Here is a 19,015-nt window from a genome sequence, read left to right as displayed (position 1 = left end):
CCTATCGGATAATCGAAAACAGACTATCAAACACTTCATTCATCGTAGAAATAGCTTTAGAATTTGCTACGAAGTATTTTTGGAAGGCCATTAAATTTACCATTTCCTCTTCCATATTCACACCTTCGACACTCATCTTTTCTTGCTGAATACCTTCTAATAAATCTCCATGAATTTTTTGATAACCATTCACTTCACTTTTATCAGATGCTACCTTAACGATGAATTGGTCCAATGCTTTTTTATATGAAAGACCTTCTTTATAATTGTCATCTGTAATTCCTGCCAGTTTATTTGCAGTTTCAGCAGATATTTTCATTTTCGAAAAATCATTCACGAATTCTGGATTTAACTTCAACTCTTTCGCATAATCTCCAACGAAGAAATCTTTTCCCATCACTGTATTTACTTGTTTTTTCACTGAACTCATTAAGTCTTCAAGATTTTTTTTATAACTAGCAATCTGCCCTTTCGTATCGACCGCTGATTTTATTGCACCACTAGTTAAAGGGATTTCCGAACCGTATATTTCAACTGACATTGGCTCTTTCGTTTTATTTAATTGGAGCGGATATGTATCTTGTCCATTTACTGTTAAAACACCATTCATTCTAACACTTGCGATATTAGGATTCATAGATTCATAAGATACTTCTATATTGGCGTACTTTGACATTTCTGTAACGATGCGGTCACGTTCGTCTAAAAGTTGATTCGGTACTTGTGTACCAGCCTGCCCAATTTTTTTATTCGCTTCTGCTAAACTAGCAGCAAGACGATTAAATTCATTAACATGTGCTTCAATATCTTCTGTCGTCTGCGCTTCTACTGAATCTAAGTTTTTCGCAAGTTTATTTACCTGACTTGTAAACTTCCCAGTTTCAGAAATTAGCGTATCGTAATAGTTTGATTGATCCGGATTTTTTGCAACTTCTCGAAAAGCATTAAAAAATCCATCCATTAAACTAGATATTGAATTTTTCCCTGTCGTTCCTACCATAGACTCTACTCGTGATAAAACAGAATTCTTATAATTATAGTAAGCGAGTTGAGATAATTGGTCGTTAAACTGTTTCGTCTTCACTTCATCTGTAATACGATCAACACCTAACGTTTGTACACCGTATCCTATTCTTTGTTCCGGCGTATGCCCATTACTTGCTCCAACAGAACCGAAATTCACCGCTTGACGTACATATCCAGGTGTATGAATGTTAGACAAGTTTTGTTTCGTCGTTTGTAATCCCATTTGTGCCGCTAGCATGCCCGATAACGGGGTATTATAATCAGATAATCTCATAATGCTTCACTTCCCCTTTACAATAGTTCGTTCATAAAGATTTGCGAATTATTGTTTCGTTCTAAGTTATATTCAGAAACGGAATCCACAATACTTTCTGTAGTTTTTAATAGTACGTTTAAGTAATATTGATTTTTCAAAAGAATCATTTTTACATTCTCTTCTAATTCAGTTAAGTTTTTTTGTAATTTTTCTATTTTTTCAATTTCTTCATGAGAAAAATACGAAAATAACGCACTTACGCGAAATGATTCCACTCCCTGTTCTTTACAAAACTGAACAACCATTTCTTCAAATGAATTTGATAACTTTTTTAAACCATCAATATACTGCAATTGCTCTATTTGCAGTTTTTGAACCGCATTTACATTTTTATGTTTTAAATTCTCATATATTTGTTCTCCAAGCGCTTGAATATTTTCATATGCTTTTTGAATAATAACGAGCTTTTCATATAATTGTATATACATATAGCTTCCTTCCCTTTTACAAGACTAAATTTACAATTAAACCGTGGATTTCTCCAATTTGATTTAACATTTCTAAATGTCCCGTTTTTGTATTAATTAAATTCATAACATCTTCTAACTCATTCAATCCCATTTCCGCCTGTTTCACAATCGTCATTTTCTGTGAATATCCATAACGTGGATGACGAGACATGACATCTTTATATTGCAATACATTGTCAACGTAAAAATTCAAAAATGATTTTACTGTATTTTTGTATTCCATTACGTTATCAAGTGTTAATTCCATTTCAATTTTCTCTTTAATTTCTCCAATGTTATCGACAAATGCTTCCATTTGTTCTAGCAATTTATCTTTTTTCGGATCTGCATGCAAATTATCCGAAAATGCAAGTCCTGTCCTGACATTTGCTTCTTTCGGCATTTGAGTAGCAGGCGGTATATGCGATAAAATTGGATTATGCGAGATAGAACGCAGCATATATATCACCTTTTTATTTTTTTATTTCTTCCTAAAGTTAATCGTAAAATCTAGTTATTTATAATTATACTCTGAACACTAATATTTTGCAGTTATTTTTTATAGAAGATATGTTACAATTTAGCATGAGGTGGCACAATTCTATGAATATTTTTCTTTGTGGTTCAAATCAATTAACAGCATTAGATCAAGAAGAAATTAAAAAATTTTTAACTGACTATGCTCACAAACATAAAATTTACATATTATGTTATAAATCTATTGAAAATGAGGTACTTCGTTTTTTCGTCGAAAACGAAAGACTCGCTCAAAATTTATGCCTTTACACGCTACAACCGTTTCAAGCAGTAACAGATGAATTTCAAGAAATCGTTGATTATTTAAAAACACACGGAGCCGAGTATGTTGCTTTTGATCATCCTTCCGACTCTATTTACCGATCAGATTATATGTTTTTTGTTAAACAAATTATTGAAGATACCGATTTAGTTCTCTGTTTTTATAACGGAGACAAGCATACATCTGTCATTCCCGTTGATATTGCAAAAGAAGCTGGGATTGATGCTGTTATTTATGATTTACCAGGTTTACATGAAAAACAGATGAAAAAAAACTTTGAACAAAAAATCCGTATGATGTAAAGGGGGAGGCACAATATCGTTATTGTGCCTATTATAAATATGATAATTGAACAAGATTATGATCATTTTATCGCGAGTTTTAAACAACAATTCAATATGGATATCGCTTCATATAAACAAGATAGAATGCGTCGTAGAATCGATGCTTTTATTTCGAGAAAGGGCTTTGAGAACTACACTAGTTTTCTAAGCAATTTACGTACCGATCAAAATTTATTTTTAAGTTTTATTGATTATATTACAATTAACGTTTCAGAATTTTTTAGAAATAAAGAACGTTGGCAAACGTTAGAGACGAAAGCACTACCAAAATTACTTGAACAAAATAACGGAAAATTAAAAGTATGGAGTGCCGCTTGCGCTGCCGGTGAAGAACCGTATACACTCTCTTTAATTTTATCAAAACATCTATCTCCATTTCGCTATGAAATAATAGCAACGGATCTTGATTTTCACATTTTAGAAACTGCAAAACGCGGTCAATATACAGAACGTTCTTTAAAAGAATTACCTATTGATTTGAAAGAACGCCATTTTACAAAAGAGAATGATATATATTCATTACATCAAAATATTAAGCAAAACGTCACGTTCAAACAACACGACCTGTTAATGCAGTCGTTCGATACAAATTACGATTTAATCATTTGTCGCAACGTAATGATATACTTTACTGAAGAAGCAAGGGTAAAACTTTATGAAAAGTTTAGTCGTTCTTTACGAAAAGGCGGCGTACTATTTGTTGGTAGTACCGAACAAATTTTAACACCTGAACGTTATAATCTTCAGAGATTTGATACATTCTTCTACGAAAAAATATAAAAGAGGTCGTCACAATGTAAAGTGACGACCTCTTTATATAACTCGAATTAAAATAATACAAACAACCCATATAAAGAGAAAAAGAAACGTCATTGACCATTTATGTTCTTGCATCGTTTGTTTCAACGCCTGTGATAATTGTGTCATATTCATTTCTGCGAGCGCTCTCCATACACTTACATCCCGCTCTTTAGCAGTGCGATCTGTAACGCTAATTAAAATAGTTTCGTTAGACAATTTCGTTATGTAAGCAGTAATAACCGTTACCATTAAATTTATATTTCCTTCTGATGAATCACTCTCCACGCTAGAAAGGAGTGCACTTACATCTAGCAACGGAATATGTACCTTTCTGTCAAATGATAGTTGTACTTCAGCGAAATCATACGTTCCATCTAACAAAGGAAGTTCTTTTATATGCGCCTGTTTTACAAGCCCTTGCAAGTTTCTCATTATTTGTTCATATACTTTTTCGGTTTGCTTTCCTTCTCCAGATAGCGTGTGTAACTTTTTAAAAAGTTGTAACACTGTATCCATCTCTTTAGAAAGCATTTCTTTCACAATCTTTCCGTCACCTAAACTAGCAAGTAAAATTCCGATTGCATTATTTTTCATAATGATTTTAGAATGTCCAGTAAACACTAGGTTACTACGTTTTCGTTCTTTCTGAATCTCATGTTCTGAAATAGCTGCAGGCTGTTTTAATGGTTGTAGCGTCTTATTTTCAATTGTCGTACGTTTAATTTCCATTTAAGCGCCTCCATTACGATGAAATAATTAGCCCCATTCTTTATTACTCTTTAAAACTAAAAACAATACGAATAAACCTGACATAATAGCAAACACATTAGAAGCTTGTACTCCTTGTTCGCTACTGTCTTCTTTTTTCTTTTGCGGTTCTTCTATTTGTTCTTTCTTTTTCGAAACGACTCCATTGTCATTTCTACTTTTATTCTCTTTTTGAGCCTTTCCATCACTTAATTCCTTATGATTTTCCAACGGCTCTTTTATAAAGTAAGTAATTTCTTCTTTCTCTTTCAGCGGCTCTTTTATAAAATCGTTTATTTTCTCTTCTTGCTTCGGAATTTGAACAACTGGCGGTTTTTCTTCCAGAAGTGGAATCTCTACTTTCGATTCTTCCTGCTCCTCAGTTTCTTTCTTATCTTCTAATTTATCTTCATTCTCTCGTTCTTCTACCTTTTTATCCTCTTCTGTTTGTTGCTCCAAAACAGAAACGATATATTCACTTTCTTCAACCAGTTTATTGCCGGCCGCATCTACTATCTCTACAAGTATTTCGTATGTCCCGATTGGCAACGCATCCGTTATTTCAAATACTTTTTGCCAATCCATGTCGCGCTTATTGTAATCTAATAAAAATGTAATTTCTTTATTTTCTTTCCCTTTTAATGTAACACGAACCTCTTTCACAACTGATTCTCCGTCCGTCGCCTTCACTCGCACACGTATAGAATCGCCTTGTTTCCGTTCAATTAGCTTCTCTTTCGCCTCGTCAACAGTAACTTTATGCAACTTCGGCAGTTCTTTATCTATTGTTGGCGTGTCATTATTTATGCGAATAAATGGGACTTTCACTTCATTTTCTATAAGCTCTTCTTTCTCAGCTTCTTTAGAACTTTGAATGAGCTGAAGATTCCAATCACCTTGCAAATCAAAAGTTTCGACCTTGTAGTTAGCAATCCATCGCTTTGTTTCCTCTTCATATTTAAACGATAGCATTCTTTCTTGTTCATACTGATCGCCGTTTTTTGGCAAGCGCAAAATACCTTTTATACTTTGAACATTTTGCTCTTTCGGCTCTACAATAACTCGCACTTCTTCGCCAACTTTTATTTCCGACTTATTTACTGTAATAACCCCTTGATCCGTCTCTATCTTTTTTTCGACCTCTTGTTCATTTACTACTTCTTGTTGTTGCTCTTTACCTTGATTCACTTCCACTTGCTCTGGCTGCCCATGAACTTCTTTGTTTTCTTCTTGCACATTCATTTCATTTAGTTTTTGATCTGGCTCAATTTGTTCTTCCGCCTGACTTTGCAGAGGGAAGAACAGACACATATTTATGAATAACCAGCTCATTAGAAAAAACTTTACGTTTTTCATCTACTAGCTCAAACTCCTATTTCAACGACTTATAGCGATTTCGTCACTTTTACTCCGAAAAATCCATCTACATTTACAAGTTCACCATACGCCACCAATACATCATTTACATAAATACGAATTGGCTCGTCAATATCCTCATCTAGTACAACCGCTTCATTCTCTTGTAAACTTAAAATATCTTGAATTGTTTTCACTGTGCTTCCAAATACAAATTTCACATTCATTTCTACATTTTGTAAGATGGATGTGTCCATGTATACTGGTTCCATTTGTTTTACTTCTTTAAATTCAATAGGTTGCACAACAGGTTCTACAATTTTTTCTTCTTCAATTTCTTCCGTAACAATCTCTTCTTCCTCTTCCATCATTGGATATAGAAGTCTTCTTACCATTTCTTTCGCTTCTGAAATCGGTAAAATTTGATACATTTTCGATTGAAGCAGGTCGCCAATTTCAAGGTTGAACGTAATTTGGACGAGTTCGTCCACTTTCATTGACTCTCCCAAATATTCCATTTCTTCTTTTAACGTTACGAATTTAACATTTGGTGGTGTCATGTCCATTTTTTCTTGAAACATTTCTGACATCGCCGTTGCAGCGTGCCCCATCATTTGGTTCATGATCTCTTTAATACCGCTCAGTTCTAATTCACTAAGTTCTTTCTCTGGATCAACTTCCCCTGTTCCCATCATCATTAAATCTACCATTGTTAAAGCGACATCTTTCGTAAATACGAATACATTCTCATTCTTTAGTCCTTCAACAAAATCAACATTTAAAATAACAAATGGGACTGGTACTCCGTCATAATGACGAACATTGATTGATTCTACATTGGGCGTACTAATTGTAACTGGCTGATTTAAAAGTGTTGACAATACTGTTGAAGCGGAACCAATTGAAATATTTGCAATTTCCCCAAGGACATCTTTCTCTTCTTGTGTTAAATGCTCTTTTTCAACTTGTTCTTCTACAATCTCAGTTTCCACTACTTCCGCTGGCTCGTCTTTTTCTTCTACTCCACCAGATAATTGCATTAATTTATTTACCATTCGTTTCGCATGTTCAACTGAAACAATTTGCACAAGTTTAGAGTTTACAAGATTATCTATCTTTAAATCAAACGATACTTTAACAATCGTTTGATTCCCATCAATCTCAGAAATTTTCTCCATTTCTTCTGATAACTTTACAACTTTAATTGTCGGCGGAGACATATCTACTGTATCTTGGAAGAATTCAGACATAGATGTAGCTGCGAATCCCATCATTTGATTCATTGCTTCTTGTACAGCACTTAGCTCTAATTCACCAAGTTCTTTTCCGTCTTCTACTTCACCTGTTCCCATCATCATTAAATCAGCAATGGATAATGCAACATCTTGCTTAAGAACAAGAAGGTTTTCCATATCTAATCCTTTTGTAAAATGAATGTTTAATACAACGTGTGGAACTTCGACGTCGCTTGAATCATATAAATTTACCAATTCTATGCGAGGAGCAGTAATGCTTACTTGCCTATTTAAGATTGTTGATAATACAGTCGAAGCTGAACCAAATGATATATTTGCAATTTCGCCAAGAATATCGCATTCTTGAGGCGTTAAATGCTCATTTTCTTTTTCTAGCACAATTGTGCTCGTATCCCCTTTTGTGTGTTGCTCAGGCATTTTCTCTGCCTCCTCATTTCTGTTTTTCTATCAAATGATATAAACTCTCATTTTATTTTAACAAACTTATTATATAAAACGTTACTATGTATTTATTCCCATTTTCAGTTTAGTAACGATTAACCAAAAAGCTCCCCAATTGTATACAAGTGGGGAGCTTTCCTTCATTCCTATTATAAACCTTCTGGGTTTAAAATGAGGACCACTCGTCCATCACCGAGAATTGTCGCACCAGAGAAATAATTAGAACTCTCTGCAAAGAAGTCACCTAATGACTTTAGGACTATTTCTCTTTGACCGATAATTGTGTTTACAATAAGTCCATAGCTGCGATGTGTATTACGAACAATTAACACAGGAACCATTTGACCATCATATGACGCAAACGCCTCATCTACTGTTTTTTCACCAAATACAGTACTTAAATGCTTCACTTCAATAATTTGATTACGGTAATTTAACACATCTTTTCCTTGTAAGGATTGGATGTCTTCTCTCTTAATCCGAATTGCTTCGACAATATTACCAAGAGGGAAAGCATAACGTTTATCATTCGTTTGAACAAGCATAGATTGAATAATGGACAACGTTAATGGCAGTTCAATTCTAAATGTACTACCTTTTCCTTCTTCAGAATCAATAATTAAATGTCCACCTAAACTATGGATCGTATGTTTCACTACATCTAATCCAACGCCACGCCCAGAAAGGTCTGATACAACTTCAGCTGTACTAAATCCTGGTTGGAAGATCAAATCAAATACTTCACGATCCGTTAATTTATTTGCCTCAGATTCTGTTACAACACCATTTTTAATCGCTTTTTCTAATACTTTCCCTTTATGAATTCCATTTCCATCATCCGTAATTTGAATTACGACATGATTTCCACTATGGAACGCTTCTAATTTAATCGTACCTGTCTCATTTTTCCCTGCATCACGACGTTGTTCAACAGTTTCAACACCGTGATCAATTGCATTACGAATTAAATGGACGAGTGGATCACCGATTTCATCAATAACAATTTTATCAACTTCTGTGTCTTCACCTGTAATTTGTAAATCGATTTTCTTCCCTAAATCTTTCGCTAACATACGTACCATACGCGGGAAACGATTGAATACCGTTTCAATTGGTACCATACGCATGTTTAGTAGTACATTTTGAATATCTTTTGAAATATCGCCTAATCGATTTAAATGCTCAATTAATTCCTTATTTTGAATTGCTTGTGCCAATTCATCTATACGACCACGCTCAATTACACTTTCTTCAAACATGTTCATTAATCTTTCAATTTTTTCCAATTGAACACGTATGGAACGATTTTCCACTTTACCATTTTTCGTTTTTGCAGCGCTTTTAGCAGGTGTAGCATTAGCTGATTGCTTCGATACTTCTTTAGTTGATTCCACATGCGTAGCCGCTTGTAAATCTTCCTGCATAGCTTCTTGTGTACCCAATTCTTTCGAGACTACTTCTTTTAATGTATGTCCTTGCTTCACTTCTACTTTCTCAATTTCAGAAACATGAAGCACTACTTGTTTTAATTCTTCTTCACTTTGATCAGTATCCATAAATACTGTGAACTCAAACCCGAAAGCATCCGCTTCAATTTCTTCAATACTTGGAACTGTTTTTTGTACATTACCTACATTTTGCAGTGCTTCAATACACATAATTGCACGTACTGCTTTTAAAATAGCATGTTGCTCAACAGTTATATGCACTTCATGCGAAACTGCATTATCATTATTTATAGGTTCTTGCTCAATATATTCCGCAGGAGTTTCTACATTGCCATTCAATAATGCTTCTAATTTCTGCTTAGTTGTAATTACATCAATATTGCCCATTCCGCCTTGTTGCACATCTGCAACCATCTTCTCTAAATTATCAATGCACTCAAAAATCACATCAATAATCTCTGCATTTACAACTATATTCCCATGACGAATTTCATCTAAAACGTTTTCCATTTTATGCGTTAAATCCGCCATTTCCGTAAATTCCATACTCGCTGACATACCTTTAAATGTATGGGCTGAGCGGAATATTTCTCCCACAACATCCATATCAGTGGGATTTTGTTCTAAAGTTAGCACATTTTCATTTAGCGATTGTAAATGTTCTTCTGATTCTTCAAAAAATATATTTAATAGATCTGTTTGCATTTTCATCCCCTACCTGTCTAACAAACATTTCATTTATGTATAACAATTTAGTGTTTTACAGCAAGAAAAAAGGGGGCCACACGCATATCCGCTATCAATGTTTAGATTCCTTGTGGCACCCCTTCTATATTAGCTGTTTGCTACTTTTGTTAAAGCTTCAATTACTCGATCCGCTTGGAACGGCTTTACAATAAAGTCTTTTGCTCCACCCTTAATTGCATCTAATACCATACCTTGTTGTCCCATTGCAGAACAAATAACAACTTTTGCACTTGAATCAATTTTAATAATTTCTTTTAACGCTTCAAGTCCGTCCATTTCTGGCATAGTAATATCTAATGTTACAATATCCGGTTGAAGTTCTTTAAACTTCTGAATTGCTTCTACTCCATTCTCTGCTTCACCAATAATTTCAAATTCAGAATTACTTTTTAATAAGTTTTTAATCATCGTTCGCATGAACATCGCATCGTCTACAACTAAAATTTTATGTGCCATTCTTTTTAATTCTCTCCTTCTATGTATAAATATATCTTAATATTTCACCTTATCATTCTCACTCATTATACAAAATAAAATGATAAAATTTAATATTTTTTTAAAAGAATTTTCGTATTTTCATTATTTTATTATTAAAATGATAATATACTATTCTTTTATGTAAATGACAACGCGACGGTTTTTCTCCCAATTTTGCGGTGAATCATTTGGTACAACTGGCTTTGTGTCTGCATATCCTACCGCAGCTAACCTTTTATCATCCACATTATACACTTCGATTAAGTGGTGAATCATATTTGCTGCTCTTGCTGAAGACAGCTCCCAGTTAGAAGGGAATTTGTCATTATGAATAGGTCTACTATCTGTATGCCCTTCAACAACAATCGGATTTGGTACTGATTGGAAAAACCCAACTAATTGACTTATTATCTCTTTCGCTTCTGGTTTAACGTTCGCGTCACCCGTATCAAATATTAAATTATCTACTATAACGACGCTTACTCCCGTATCCTCTCGATATACATTCACTTGACTAATACCGTTATTATCTACATATGCTTTTAACTTTTTATATAATTCATCCATTCTTTTTTTCGAGACCATTTTTTCATCATTTTTTTCATGTGAAATATCTGGTATTGTATTTTCCATTACTTTTGCATCTACTTGCTCCACGTCACTAAACTTTTCAAGCATCTTTGACAATTTTACTGCATCCTGCTTTGATGTAGCAACTAGTAATACAAAGAAAGTTAATAATAACATCGTTAAATCTGTAAAAGTCGTCATCCAACGAGGCGATCCCTTTTGCGGTCGTTTCATCATCACCATACCACTCCTTGAAATATTAGGCTGCTCGTTTTACTTTTTTTATCTTTGTTTCGTATACATATGTATCGAGTTTCAACTTTAATTTAGAAGGGATTTGACCGCGATATAATTCTGAAATCGCTTCAATAACAAACTTCTTCTCTGTATATAAATCTTCAATACCACGATACACCTTTTCAGCAAGAGGGATTGCAATCATATTTGCAAGTACTGACCCATACAATGTCGTTAACATCGCAACTGCCATCCCTGTACCAATCTGCGATGTGTCTTGCAAGTTTTGAAGCATAATGATAAGACCGATTAAAGTCCCTATCATGCCCCAAGCTGGAGCGAAATCGCCAATTTTATCTAATAATGCTGCCCCTTTTCTTAACTCATACACTTCCGTTTCAACATCTTTCATTAACACTTCTTTTAATTCCTCTTCATCGTAACCACTTAACATTAATCGAATTCCTTTTTGAATAAAAGGATTGTCTACTTGCTCTCCATCAACTTCTAAAGAAAGCAGGCCGTGTTTTTTAGACTTTTTCGAAAAATCGACAAACAAATCCGTTAACTGTTCTAAATCTTCTTCTTTTCTATGTAAAACAGTAAAAATACTTTTCGTATATTTTTTTATTTCTCCAAATCGATATGCCACAACAATTGTCGCAGTTGTTCCCCCTATTACAATTAAAATAGATGAAACATCTAAAAAGTTTTTAAAAGCTTTTACTCCGCCGCCGCCAATCATAATTGCTGCTATTACAATAGCAAAACCTACTATTATGCCCACTGGGCTAGAAATATCAAACTTCCTTTTTTTTCTTTCTGGTCTAGCAAACACTTGATTTTCGTCTCCCATATTCCGGCCCTTCCCTTTTCATTTTTATAAAACATTTTTTTATTTTAATAATACGTTTTCACATATAATAAGTATTATACGCTCGTCATCTATTTATCGCAATATACTCATAGAATTGACACATTTCATTTCCATATTAGAATTATAGTATGGAAATATGAGGAGGATCACGATGGAACATAACATTTTACAAGTCATTGCACTAGCAGAAAAACTAAAATATGAAATGCGACATAGCTGGCTTTCTAACGGACGTCAAGAAAGCGTTGCTGAACATACGTGGCGCATGTCTCTAATGGCCATTTTAGTCGAGCCTTATTTAGATCAAAAAGTAAATATTGAAAAATTACTTAAAATGGTTATCATTCACGACCTAGTCGAAGCTGAAGCTGGTGATATTCCTGCTTTTGATACAATGAATAGTCATGAATTACAATTACAAAAACAAAAAAATGAGCAAGAAGCCATTTTAAATATTAAACGAACATTAAAAGGTTCTCTCGGTGAGGAATTATATGATTTATGGATGGAGTTTGAAGCGAAAGAAACGTACGAAGCAAAAGTTGCCAACGCACTTGATAAGCTTGAGGTTAAAATTCAGCATAACGAAGCTGATATTGATACGTGGCTACCAATTGAGCATAAAATGACATTCCAAGTGGCAAAGCATACAAACTTTGATTCTTTCCTATCTAAATTACAAAAAATGATTGAACAAGATGGAGAAAAGAAATTACTAGCTGCCGGCATTGACGTGGAAGCTTGCAAACGATAATGAAAAGACACTCAAATTGAGTGTCTTATTTCATTATCGTTGATACAGCCTGCTTGTAAATCAGTTGTTGTTTTCCATCAACTAACATTAAAACGGTAAATTTGTCTATCGCAACAATTTCTCCTACTATTCTAACGCCACTCTTTAAAAAAACTGTAACAATACCTTTTTCTTCTTTTATTTGTTTATATAACTCTTCTTGTAAATGTTCCAAATAATTTCCTCTCCTTTTTCGCAAAATATCCTAATATAAAAAACTACAAATTATTTATGTAATTTATCTTTTACATTCATAAACTTATTAATAAGTATATCTAAATCTCGGCTAAATAACAAAACTTTATCATGATCCAATCCGTGTCTAGCAACAAGTTGGATTAGCTCTTTCTTTTTATTTTCTATTTTATTGTGTAATTTTCCCATCTCCATCTCTTTACTAAAACTCCCTTTTCCCATAATATTACTTGTAAAATTATAGTACAAATCTTCTCATAAAAAAATATAAAAATGGTTTTTTTTACAATTTTTATATTTTTTATGAACAAATTGCAAAATATATAGCGATTCATTCACATATCCCTAGCACAATATACAATCAAAATAACCATACAGGCGTTTGTCTAATTACAAAAGAGACTGGCTCCTTTTCCATACAAAAAACATACTGTATACAGTAGTCCATGAATTATATAGATTAACTTACTCAAAAGGAGGAAAACATATGAGCTATGGTGGAAGTTGCGCTGGTTTCGGCGGTGGATTTGCTTTGCTTATCGTACTATTCATCCTTCTAATCATCATCGGATGTAGCTGCTGGGGTGGCGGCGGATACGGATACTAATATATCCTATCCTTAACAAATGAACGAAAAACTATACGAAAACAGCTCATATTTGAGCTGTTTTTTCATACTTTCGTATGAAGTGATATCCCTCTTTTTTGCGATTTCAACTCATAAAAAGACGTTTACTATGAAATAAGAAATATTTTACTAAGGAGGATTACAATGATTAAAGGTCTTTACGAAGCACATTTACCTGTCCGAAACTTAGAGATATCAATATCTTTTTATGAATCACTTGGACTGAAATTATATAAAAGAGGAGATGATATTGCTTTCTTTTGGATTAAAGAAAACGAAAGTTGGCTCGGTCTTTGGGAAGGCACAGAATATAAAGTTAATTATCATCCCTCTTTACGACATATCGCCTTTCAAGTAAGCTTACATGATTTAGAAAATGCGATACATTGGCTAAACCAAAAAGGCATTTCAGTACGAAAAGATTTCGGAATGGAACCAATTGAACCGATTGTTTTTCCAGAATTGGCGCATGCCGCCGTATACTTTAACGATCCTGACGGAAATAGTTTAGAATTGATTGCACAATTACCTGTTGGACTTCCTACAGAAGAAAAAGTGTATTTAAGCGAATGGAAAAAACAAGTTCAAGCAGCATCATTACATAAGGATTAATCTTTTATGTCAGTTTCTTATAGCACACTTCTGAAAACAAATAATAACTTCAAAAAACTATTTTATGGGCAAACATTAAGTGTACTTGGAGATTGGTTTCATACTGTAGCTTTATTAACATTCGTCTACAGTACAACGAAATCGCCTTTTATGGTCGCCCTTACTTTGATAAGTAAAGGTTTACCACAGCTTCTTCTTAGTCCATTCATAGGTGGAATTGTAGATCGTTTTTCTAAAAAGAATATTATGATTTTTACCGATATTACACGGGGAATTCTAGTCCTTACATACTTACTCGCAAGTTATAATATTGAAATTATTTTCATTACTAATATATGTTTATCTGTACTTTCTTGTTTATTTGAACCAGCTAAACAAGCAACCTTAAAGAATATCGTACACCAAAATCATTTCGTAACTGCTAACTCTCTTTCTAGTACAATGAATAGTTTTATGTCTATTATGGGGGCTTCTTTAGGCGGAATCCTTGCACAATCTTTACATATTGAGTTCGCTTTTTTAATAAATAGCCTGTCATACTTTATTTCAGCCTATTTTATCTATACTATGAGTGTCCCTTTTCATGATACTTGTAACAAGAAAAAACCATTTTTTACTGATATAAAAGATGGTTACACATACATATTACAAACAAAAATCATTTTAACGTTAATTCTTGTCGGCATTTCATGGGGCATGATTGGAGGCGCTTATCAGCTACTTCTAACGATCTATGCCGAAAAGATTTTCTACACCAACATTGGAATTTTATATACGGTTCAAGGGGCTGGGCTTATGATGGGAAGCCTCCTCGTTAATCTTTATATGTCTCATAATAAAGAAAAAATGAAAAAAGCATTTGGTTGAGCCTATTTCCTACAAGGAATTTTCTTTCTCGGATTCATTTTATCCGATCAACTTATTATCGGTATCATTACACTACTCTGTATGCGCATAGCAGGAGGAATCATCGTTCCACTTGATACGACATTACTTCAAACTTACACGAATGAAAATATGATGGGTAAAGTTTTTTCATTCCATTATTGCATTTATGGATCTCTTATTCAGTTATCCATGTTTTTTACAGGAGCGCTTTTAGAAATTCTTTCTCCGCAAATTATTGGTAGCCTATTAGCTATATGCTGTATTTTTGTTAGTTTTATATGGCTTTACCTGTTTTATCGCGGGAAACTGAGTGAAGAATCTACTATCACTTAATAGCATGTTTATAGACATGCTATTTTTATTTATGTCGAAATATAAAGGAAAAAGGCGATTTATTTCCCTTACGTTCTAATTTTTTAGAATGTACAATAAATTTAGATTATAAGAAAGGAGATGTCATAATGTTTGACGATAGACTTACTATTTCAGCTGAGCAGCAGAAGCTCATTTCCAACGCAACTCGCATTCAAATTCTTCACCTTTTAAAAGATGAAGCACTCACTGCAAAACAAGTAGCTACTAAACTAAATAAATCTGCTGGTAGCGTACATTATCACGTTCAAATTTTATATGATGGAGGGTTACTTGAATTAGTAGACACGAAAGAAAAACGAGGAATTATTGAAAAATATTACAAGGCAAAATCTGCTCATTTCTATATTGAAGAAAGCGGCACAGAAGGAACGAATACAGGTAGTCATATTGTATCTCATTTATTTTTAACTCCAGAGGAATTACAACAGCTTACTTGGGAAGTTACACAAGTTTTATTACGCTGGGAAAACAAAACCGCTCGTCAATCAAACTCCGAAGAGGAATACGCTATTTCCTGCAGGATTAAAAAACAATAAAAGAAAGGTCCAACTGCTCATGAAAAATAAATTATTATTATTGTCGGGAACAGGAATTTCTCGTTTAGGTGATTTTATGTATCTCATCGCCCTAAACTTAATGGTGTTAAATAGCACAAACTCCCCTGCTGCTGTAGCAGGATTATGGATTGTAGGTCCAATTGCTACCGTTGTTACAAAAATATGGTCTGGTAGTATAGTAGATCGATTAAACAAACGATCCATTATGCTCATCACAGATATAATTCGAGCAGCTCTCATTGGCTGTATTCCATTATTTGATTCTATTTGGGCCATTTATATTTTTATCTTTTTGACTCGCATCGCTACATCATTTTTCGATCCAGCTTCATTCACTTATAAAACGATGCTCATACGAGCTGAAGAACGCGCTCAATTTAATGCTTGGAATAGCTTATTTACAAACGGGGCTTTTATTATCGGTCCAGCCCTTGCTGGAATACTTCTCACCACGTACTCAGCAGCCTTTGTTATTTACTGCAATTCTCTTTCCTTTCTACTTTCTACTATTCTCATTTACTTCTTGCCAAACATTACATTACAAACAAAGCAAAAAGAAGAGGTTGCAAATACTTTCGTACAAACATTACGAAGTGATTGGAAACAAGTTTTTTCATTCGCTCGAACTGAAACTTACATTATTCTCATATTCGTTTTATTTCAAGCTACTATGCTTGTCTCTATGGCACTCGATTCACAAGAAGTTGTTTTCACAAAACAAGTACTGTTTTTATCCAATATAGAATATAGCATGCTTGTTAGTATAACTGGTGCTGCTTACGTTTTCGGTTCATTTCTTGTTTCTCTCTTTGCTAAACGATTACCAATTCAACATTGTATCGGATTAGGTATGATTTTCACAGCAATAGGCTATGTAATTTTCGCCTTTTCAAATTCATTTATAGTTGCAGCGAGTGGTTTCATTTTACTTGGCATTTCTTCATCATTTGCTGGTACTGGCTTTATAACATTTTATCAAAATAACATCCCTGTACATATGATGGGACGTATTGATAGCGTATTTGATTCCATAAAGAATTTCATCCAAATCTTTTTCGTTTTAGCAATTGGAGCATCCGCACAATTTCTTTCTGTTCAAATTACTGTAATAAGTAGCTCGTTACTCATTCTTTTCCTTTCCTGTTTATTAGCAATCCGGGTAATGACTCCTTCACGTGAAAAGTATTTTAAAGCTACAGGGTCATCATTGGAATATTAAATACGGAAAAAAAGCGGCTATTTAGCCGCTTTTTTTTCCGTATTAAAGGACAGTAAGCCCCCCACTGATTAAAGTATCACTTTATGTTAAAATATGTATTGGATCTAATTATGTAGGAGGGCTATTTTGGAGATTATATTCATTTTCATATGTATTATATTAGTAGCTTCTATTTTACAAACAAGCACAGGTTTTGGCTTTTCTATTATGGCAACACCTTTCTTACTCATGTTATTTCTACCACAAGAAGCTATACAAATAAATATCATTTTATCATTAATTATTTCCATATCACTCATCTGGAAAATAAGAATGGACATTGATTTTATTCTACTGAAAAGATTAATTTTCGGAAGTATAGTTGGTGTTCCTTTTGGTATTTTTATTTTCACTTCTATTAACATCAACACATTTAAATTAGCAATTAGCATCCTACTCTTACTATTAACGTTGATACTATTATGCAACGTTAAGATTAAATCAACACAATCTAGAGATTTCATAGTTGGCGGATTATCTGGGCTATTAACGACAAGTATCGGTATGCCAGGTCCTCCCCTGTTACTTTATTTTACAGGAACTGATACGAAAAAGGAGAAGTTACGAGCAACTACATTGGCTTTTTATCTGTTTATATATTTCATTAGTCTACTAACTCAAATACTCTTTACTGGCACAAGCAAAACGATTTGGGAATCAAGTTTTTATGCTATTCCAATCGTATTTCTAGGTTTGTATATAGGTCAAATTATTTTCAAATGGCTTAATCAACGGATTTTTAAAATATTTACGTACATCCTTTTGAGTTGTACAGGTATGTATCTTCTTATTGAAAGTTTGCATTTATTATAAGTACGTTTTCAAGATAAAAGATGCTTTATATTGTACAAAAACATATAGACTTAAACGATAAAAAGCGGCTATTATGCCGCTTTTTATCTTCACTTAAACTAACGTTTCATTACAAACCTCTGTTACATTTTTAAAGTATTGCAAGTTCTCCTTCACTTCAGCTTCATTAAAAGGCAGACCTGCATGCAGGTCCGCCTTTTTGCTCATTTCTTATTAAATCCTTTTTCACTTAAAAACTCTTTCATATGCATTCTTTTTTCTTTAGCCATAAACGAACTCATTGATTCCGTCCATGTTACGTTTTTCTTGTTTGCTGATCTTTCTTTGTAATACGAGCTCATCGTTTCATCGTATTCGTTTAATAATTCATCATATTTCTTTTCATCATATCCATTTTCATGAAGGATTGCTGCTACTGGTAAACGCGGTTTCACTCCATGATTTTCATCTGGTACGCCAACCGTCATTCCGAATACAGGATATACTTTATCCGGTAAATGAAGCAATTCACTCACTTCTCTCGGATTATTACGAATACCACCAATATAACAAATACCATATCCTAACGACTCTGCTGCTAACGCTAAGTTTTGCGCGAAAAGTGAAGCATCTACCGTTGCAACGATAAAGTCTTCTACTCCTTCATGTTTTATCTCTGTACTATGCTGTTCACACGCTATTTCAAGTCGTTTTAAATCTGCACAACAAACAAAGAATGCTGCGCAGTCTTTCACGTGACGATTTCCGGATAACTCTGCTAGTTTAGCCTTTAGGTCTTGATCTGTTACATATATAACAGAATACGCCTGTACAAAATGTGAGGAAGCGGCATGCTGCGCAGCTTGTACCATTCTTTCTACTACATCTTTCGGAATTGATTCTTCTTTATATTTACGAACTGAAACGTGTTGCTCCATTTTATGTATGATCTCATTCATGAAAAACACTCCTTTTTTCTCTTCATAATGAAAAATTAACATATCTTTTTCAATATTCACAACTTAT

At 33.7% G+C, this 19,015-nt stretch carries 21 protein-coding genes and 2 pseudogenes; 9 read left to right on the top strand and 14 right to left on the bottom strand.

Annotated features, from left to right (window positions below; genetic code table 11):
• Window position 1: 1 nt before the first annotated feature.
• The 3 genes from flgK to JDS82_RS04585 are packed head-to-tail and all read right to left on the bottom strand — an operon-like array spanning window position 2 to window position 2,251.
• Window positions 2-1,300, bottom strand: a complete 1,299-nt coding sequence (gene flgK, locus JDS82_RS04595; RefSeq protein WP_199712766.1) for a flagellar hook-associated protein FlgK — start codon at window positions 1,298-1,300, stop codon at window positions 2-4.
• Between the two features lie 17 nt (window positions 1,301-1,317).
• A complete protein-coding gene (locus tag JDS82_RS04590) occupies window positions 1,318-1,770 on the bottom strand; it encodes a hypothetical protein (protein WP_000275870.1) in 453 nt (150 codons plus the stop codon).
• Window positions 1,771-1,786: 16 nt separating this feature from the next.
• Window positions 1,787-2,251, bottom strand: a complete 465-nt coding sequence (locus JDS82_RS04585; protein ID WP_000946323.1) for a YaaR family protein — start codon at window positions 2,249-2,251, stop codon at window positions 1,787-1,789.
• 143 nt (window positions 2,252-2,394) lie between these two features.
• Between JDS82_RS04585 and JDS82_RS04580 the strand changes: the two genes are divergently transcribed.
• Complete coding sequence (locus JDS82_RS04580; protein WP_001020104.1) at window positions 2,395-2,892, top strand: hypothetical protein; 498 nt, start codon at window positions 2,395-2,397, stop codon at window positions 2,890-2,892.
• 39 nt (window positions 2,893-2,931) lie between these two features.
• Window positions 2,932-3,714: a protein-glutamate O-methyltransferase CheR gene (gene cheR, locus JDS82_RS04575; protein WP_000582891.1), complete on the top strand. Its 783-nt coding sequence runs from the start codon at window positions 2,932-2,934 to the stop codon at window positions 3,712-3,714.
• A 33-nt stretch (window positions 3,715-3,747) separates the two neighbouring features.
• Here cheR and JDS82_RS04570 read toward each other — a convergent pair whose 3' ends face one another.
• From JDS82_RS04570 to JDS82_RS04540, 7 genes are all read right to left on the bottom strand, one after another.
• On the bottom strand, window positions 3,748-4,464 hold the full coding sequence (locus tag JDS82_RS04570) for a hypothetical protein (protein ID WP_199712765.1): 717 nt from the start codon (window positions 4,462-4,464) through the stop codon (window positions 3,748-3,750).
• Window positions 4,465-4,491: 27 nt separating this feature from the next.
• Window positions 4,492-5,838 carry a transglycosylase gene (locus JDS82_RS04565; RefSeq protein ID WP_199712764.1) on the bottom strand — a complete coding sequence of 449 codons (1,347 nt, stop codon included), beginning with the start codon at window positions 5,836-5,838 and terminating at the stop codon, window positions 4,492-4,494.
• A 29-nt stretch (window positions 5,839-5,867) separates the two neighbouring features.
• Window positions 5,868-7,511, bottom strand: a complete 1,644-nt coding sequence (locus JDS82_RS04560; RefSeq protein WP_001115030.1) for a flagellar motor switch protein — start codon at window positions 7,509-7,511, stop codon at window positions 5,868-5,870.
• Window positions 7,512-7,684: 173 nt separating this feature from the next.
• Window positions 7,685-9,688: a chemotaxis protein CheA gene (locus tag JDS82_RS04555; RefSeq protein ID WP_001192600.1), complete on the bottom strand. Its 2,004-nt coding sequence runs from the start codon at window positions 9,686-9,688 to the stop codon at window positions 7,685-7,687.
• 129 nt (window positions 9,689-9,817) lie between these two features.
• Window positions 9,818-10,186 (bottom strand): response regulator, encoded by a 369-nt coding sequence (locus JDS82_RS04550; RefSeq protein ID WP_000940570.1) that lies wholly within the window; start codon window positions 10,184-10,186, stop codon window positions 9,818-9,820.
• Window positions 10,187-10,336: 150 nt separating this feature from the next.
• Window positions 10,337-11,014 carry an OmpA family protein gene (locus JDS82_RS04545; RefSeq protein ID WP_000977943.1) on the bottom strand — a complete coding sequence of 226 codons (678 nt, stop codon included), beginning with the start codon at window positions 11,012-11,014 and terminating at the stop codon, window positions 10,337-10,339.
• Between the two features lie 22 nt (window positions 11,015-11,036).
• A complete protein-coding gene (locus JDS82_RS04540) occupies window positions 11,037-11,870 on the bottom strand; it encodes a flagellar motor protein MotP (protein WP_199712763.1) in 834 nt (277 codons plus the stop codon).
• A gap of 172 nt (window positions 11,871-12,042) precedes the next feature.
• Between JDS82_RS04540 and JDS82_RS04535 the strand changes: the two genes are divergently transcribed.
• Complete coding sequence (locus tag JDS82_RS04535) at window positions 12,043-12,645, top strand: HD domain-containing protein (RefSeq protein ID WP_000400774.1); 603 nt, start codon at window positions 12,043-12,045, stop codon at window positions 12,643-12,645.
• Window positions 12,646-12,670: 25 nt separating this feature from the next.
• On the opposite strand, the gene hfq is transcribed toward JDS82_RS04535, so the two are convergent.
• Both hfq and JDS82_RS04525 read right to left on the bottom strand, forming a co-directional pair.
• A complete protein-coding gene (gene hfq, locus JDS82_RS04530) occupies window positions 12,671-12,859 on the bottom strand; it encodes an RNA chaperone Hfq (RefSeq protein WP_000400662.1) in 189 nt (62 codons plus the stop codon).
• Between the two features lie 50 nt (window positions 12,860-12,909).
• The gene (locus tag JDS82_RS04525; RefSeq protein ID WP_002108625.1) at window positions 12,910-13,128 is read right to left on the bottom strand and encodes an aspartyl-phosphate phosphatase Spo0E family protein; all 219 of its coding nucleotides are present in this window, start codon (window positions 13,126-13,128) and stop codon (window positions 12,910-12,912) included.
• A gap of 238 nt (window positions 13,129-13,366) precedes the next feature.
• On the opposite strand from JDS82_RS04525, the gene JDS82_RS04520 reads away from it, so the two are divergent.
• From JDS82_RS04520 to JDS82_RS04495, 6 genes and pseudogenes are all read left to right on the top strand, one after another.
• Window positions 13,367-13,486, top strand: a complete 120-nt coding sequence (locus JDS82_RS04520) for a YjcZ family sporulation protein (RefSeq protein ID WP_000120179.1) — start codon at window positions 13,367-13,369, stop codon at window positions 13,484-13,486.
• Window positions 13,487-13,651: 165 nt separating this feature from the next.
• Window positions 13,652-14,119: a VOC family protein gene (locus tag JDS82_RS04515; protein WP_048561281.1), complete on the top strand. Its 468-nt coding sequence runs from the start codon at window positions 13,652-13,654 to the stop codon at window positions 14,117-14,119.
• Window positions 14,120-14,125: 6 nt separating this feature from the next.
• Window positions 14,126-15,340, top strand: a pseudogene (locus JDS82_RS04510) (MFS transporter).
• A 128-nt stretch (window positions 15,341-15,468) separates the two neighbouring features.
• On the top strand, window positions 15,469-15,918 hold the full coding sequence (locus JDS82_RS04505) for an ArsR/SmtB family transcription factor (protein WP_000459087.1): 450 nt from the start codon (window positions 15,469-15,471) through the stop codon (window positions 15,916-15,918).
• 19 nt (window positions 15,919-15,937) lie between these two features.
• A complete protein-coding gene (locus tag JDS82_RS04500; RefSeq protein WP_199712762.1) occupies window positions 15,938-17,158 on the top strand; it encodes an MFS transporter in 1,221 nt (406 codons plus the stop codon).
• Between the two features lie 126 nt (window positions 17,159-17,284).
• Window positions 17,285-18,010, top strand: a complete 726-nt coding sequence (locus JDS82_RS04495) for a sulfite exporter TauE/SafE family protein (RefSeq protein WP_199712761.1) — start codon at window positions 17,285-17,287, stop codon at window positions 18,008-18,010.
• Between the two features lie 93 nt (window positions 18,011-18,103).
• Here the strand turns inward: JDS82_RS04495 and JDS82_RS04490 are convergent.
• Window positions 18,104-18,181, bottom strand: a pseudogene (locus tag JDS82_RS04490) (glutamine amidotransferase); the annotation flags it as partial.
• A gap of 32 nt (window positions 18,182-18,213) precedes the next feature.
• Window positions 18,214-18,948, bottom strand: coding sequence for an oxygen-insensitive NADPH nitroreductase (gene nfsA, locus JDS82_RS04485; RefSeq protein WP_001002400.1), 735 nt, complete (start codon window positions 18,946-18,948; stop codon window positions 18,214-18,216).
• Window positions 18,949-19,015: the final 67 nt, after the last annotated feature.

Origin of the sequence: Bacillus cereus group sp. N14 (assembly GCF_016483555.1) — a bacterium.
In the GTDB taxonomy this organism is placed as follows: domain Bacteria; phylum Bacillota; class Bacilli; order Bacillales; family Bacillaceae_G; genus Bacillus_A; species Bacillus_A wiedmannii.
The sequence above is the reverse complement of the archived record's forward strand: the minus strand, read 5'-3'. Positions and strand labels throughout refer to the sequence as shown.

Excerpts from the sequence above, each read along its gene's own strand:
- nfsA (WP_001002400.1), bottom strand. The coding sequence starts at position 18,948 with ATGAATGAGATCATACATAAAATGGAGCAACACGTTTCAGTTCGTAAA.
- JDS82_RS04585 (WP_000946323.1), bottom strand. The coding sequence starts at position 2,251 with ATGCTGCGTTCTATCTCGCATAATCCAATTTTATCGCATATACCGCCT.
- JDS82_RS04565 (WP_199712764.1), bottom strand. The coding sequence starts at position 5,838 with ATGAAAAACGTAAAGTTTTTTCTAATGAGCTGGTTATTCATAAATATG.
- JDS82_RS04570 (WP_199712765.1), bottom strand. The coding sequence starts at position 4,464 with ATGGAAATTAAACGTACGACAATTGAAAATAAGACGCTACAACCATTA.
- JDS82_RS04555 (WP_001192600.1), bottom strand. The coding sequence starts at position 9,688 with ATGCAAACAGATCTATTAAATATATTTTTTGAAGAATCAGAAGAACAT.
- JDS82_RS04545 (WP_000977943.1), bottom strand. The coding sequence starts at position 11,014 with ATGATGAAACGACCGCAAAAGGGATCGCCTCGTTGGATGACGACTTTT.
- JDS82_RS04505 (WP_000459087.1), top strand. The coding sequence starts at position 15,469 with ATGTTTGACGATAGACTTACTATTTCAGCTGAGCAGCAGAAGCTCATT.
- flgK (WP_199712766.1), bottom strand. The coding sequence starts at position 1,300 with ATGAGATTATCTGATTATAATACCCCGTTATCGGGCATGCTAGCGGCA.
- JDS82_RS04540 (WP_199712763.1), bottom strand. The coding sequence starts at position 11,870 with ATGGGAGACGAAAATCAAGTGTTTGCTAGACCAGAAAGAAAAAAAAGG.
- cheR (WP_000582891.1), top strand. The coding sequence starts at position 2,932 with ATGATAATTGAACAAGATTATGATCATTTTATCGCGAGTTTTAAACAA.
- JDS82_RS04560 (WP_001115030.1), bottom strand. The coding sequence starts at position 7,511 with ATGCCTGAGCAACACACAAAAGGGGATACGAGCACAATTGTGCTAGAA.
- JDS82_RS04500 (WP_199712762.1), top strand. The coding sequence starts at position 15,938 with ATGAAAAATAAATTATTATTATTGTCGGGAACAGGAATTTCTCGTTTA.
- JDS82_RS04535 (WP_000400774.1), top strand. The coding sequence starts at position 12,043 with ATGGAACATAACATTTTACAAGTCATTGCACTAGCAGAAAAACTAAAA.
- JDS82_RS04580 (WP_001020104.1), top strand. The coding sequence starts at position 2,395 with ATGAATATTTTTCTTTGTGGTTCAAATCAATTAACAGCATTAGATCAA.
- JDS82_RS04590 (WP_000275870.1), bottom strand. The coding sequence starts at position 1,770 with ATGTATATACAATTATATGAAAAGCTCGTTATTATTCAAAAAGCATAT.
- JDS82_RS04520 (WP_000120179.1), top strand. The coding sequence starts at position 13,367 with ATGAGCTATGGTGGAAGTTGCGCTGGTTTCGGCGGTGGATTTGCTTTG.
- JDS82_RS04515 (WP_048561281.1), top strand. The coding sequence starts at position 13,652 with ATGATTAAAGGTCTTTACGAAGCACATTTACCTGTCCGAAACTTAGAG.
- JDS82_RS04550 (WP_000940570.1), bottom strand. The coding sequence starts at position 10,186 with ATGGCACATAAAATTTTAGTTGTAGACGATGCGATGTTCATGCGAACG.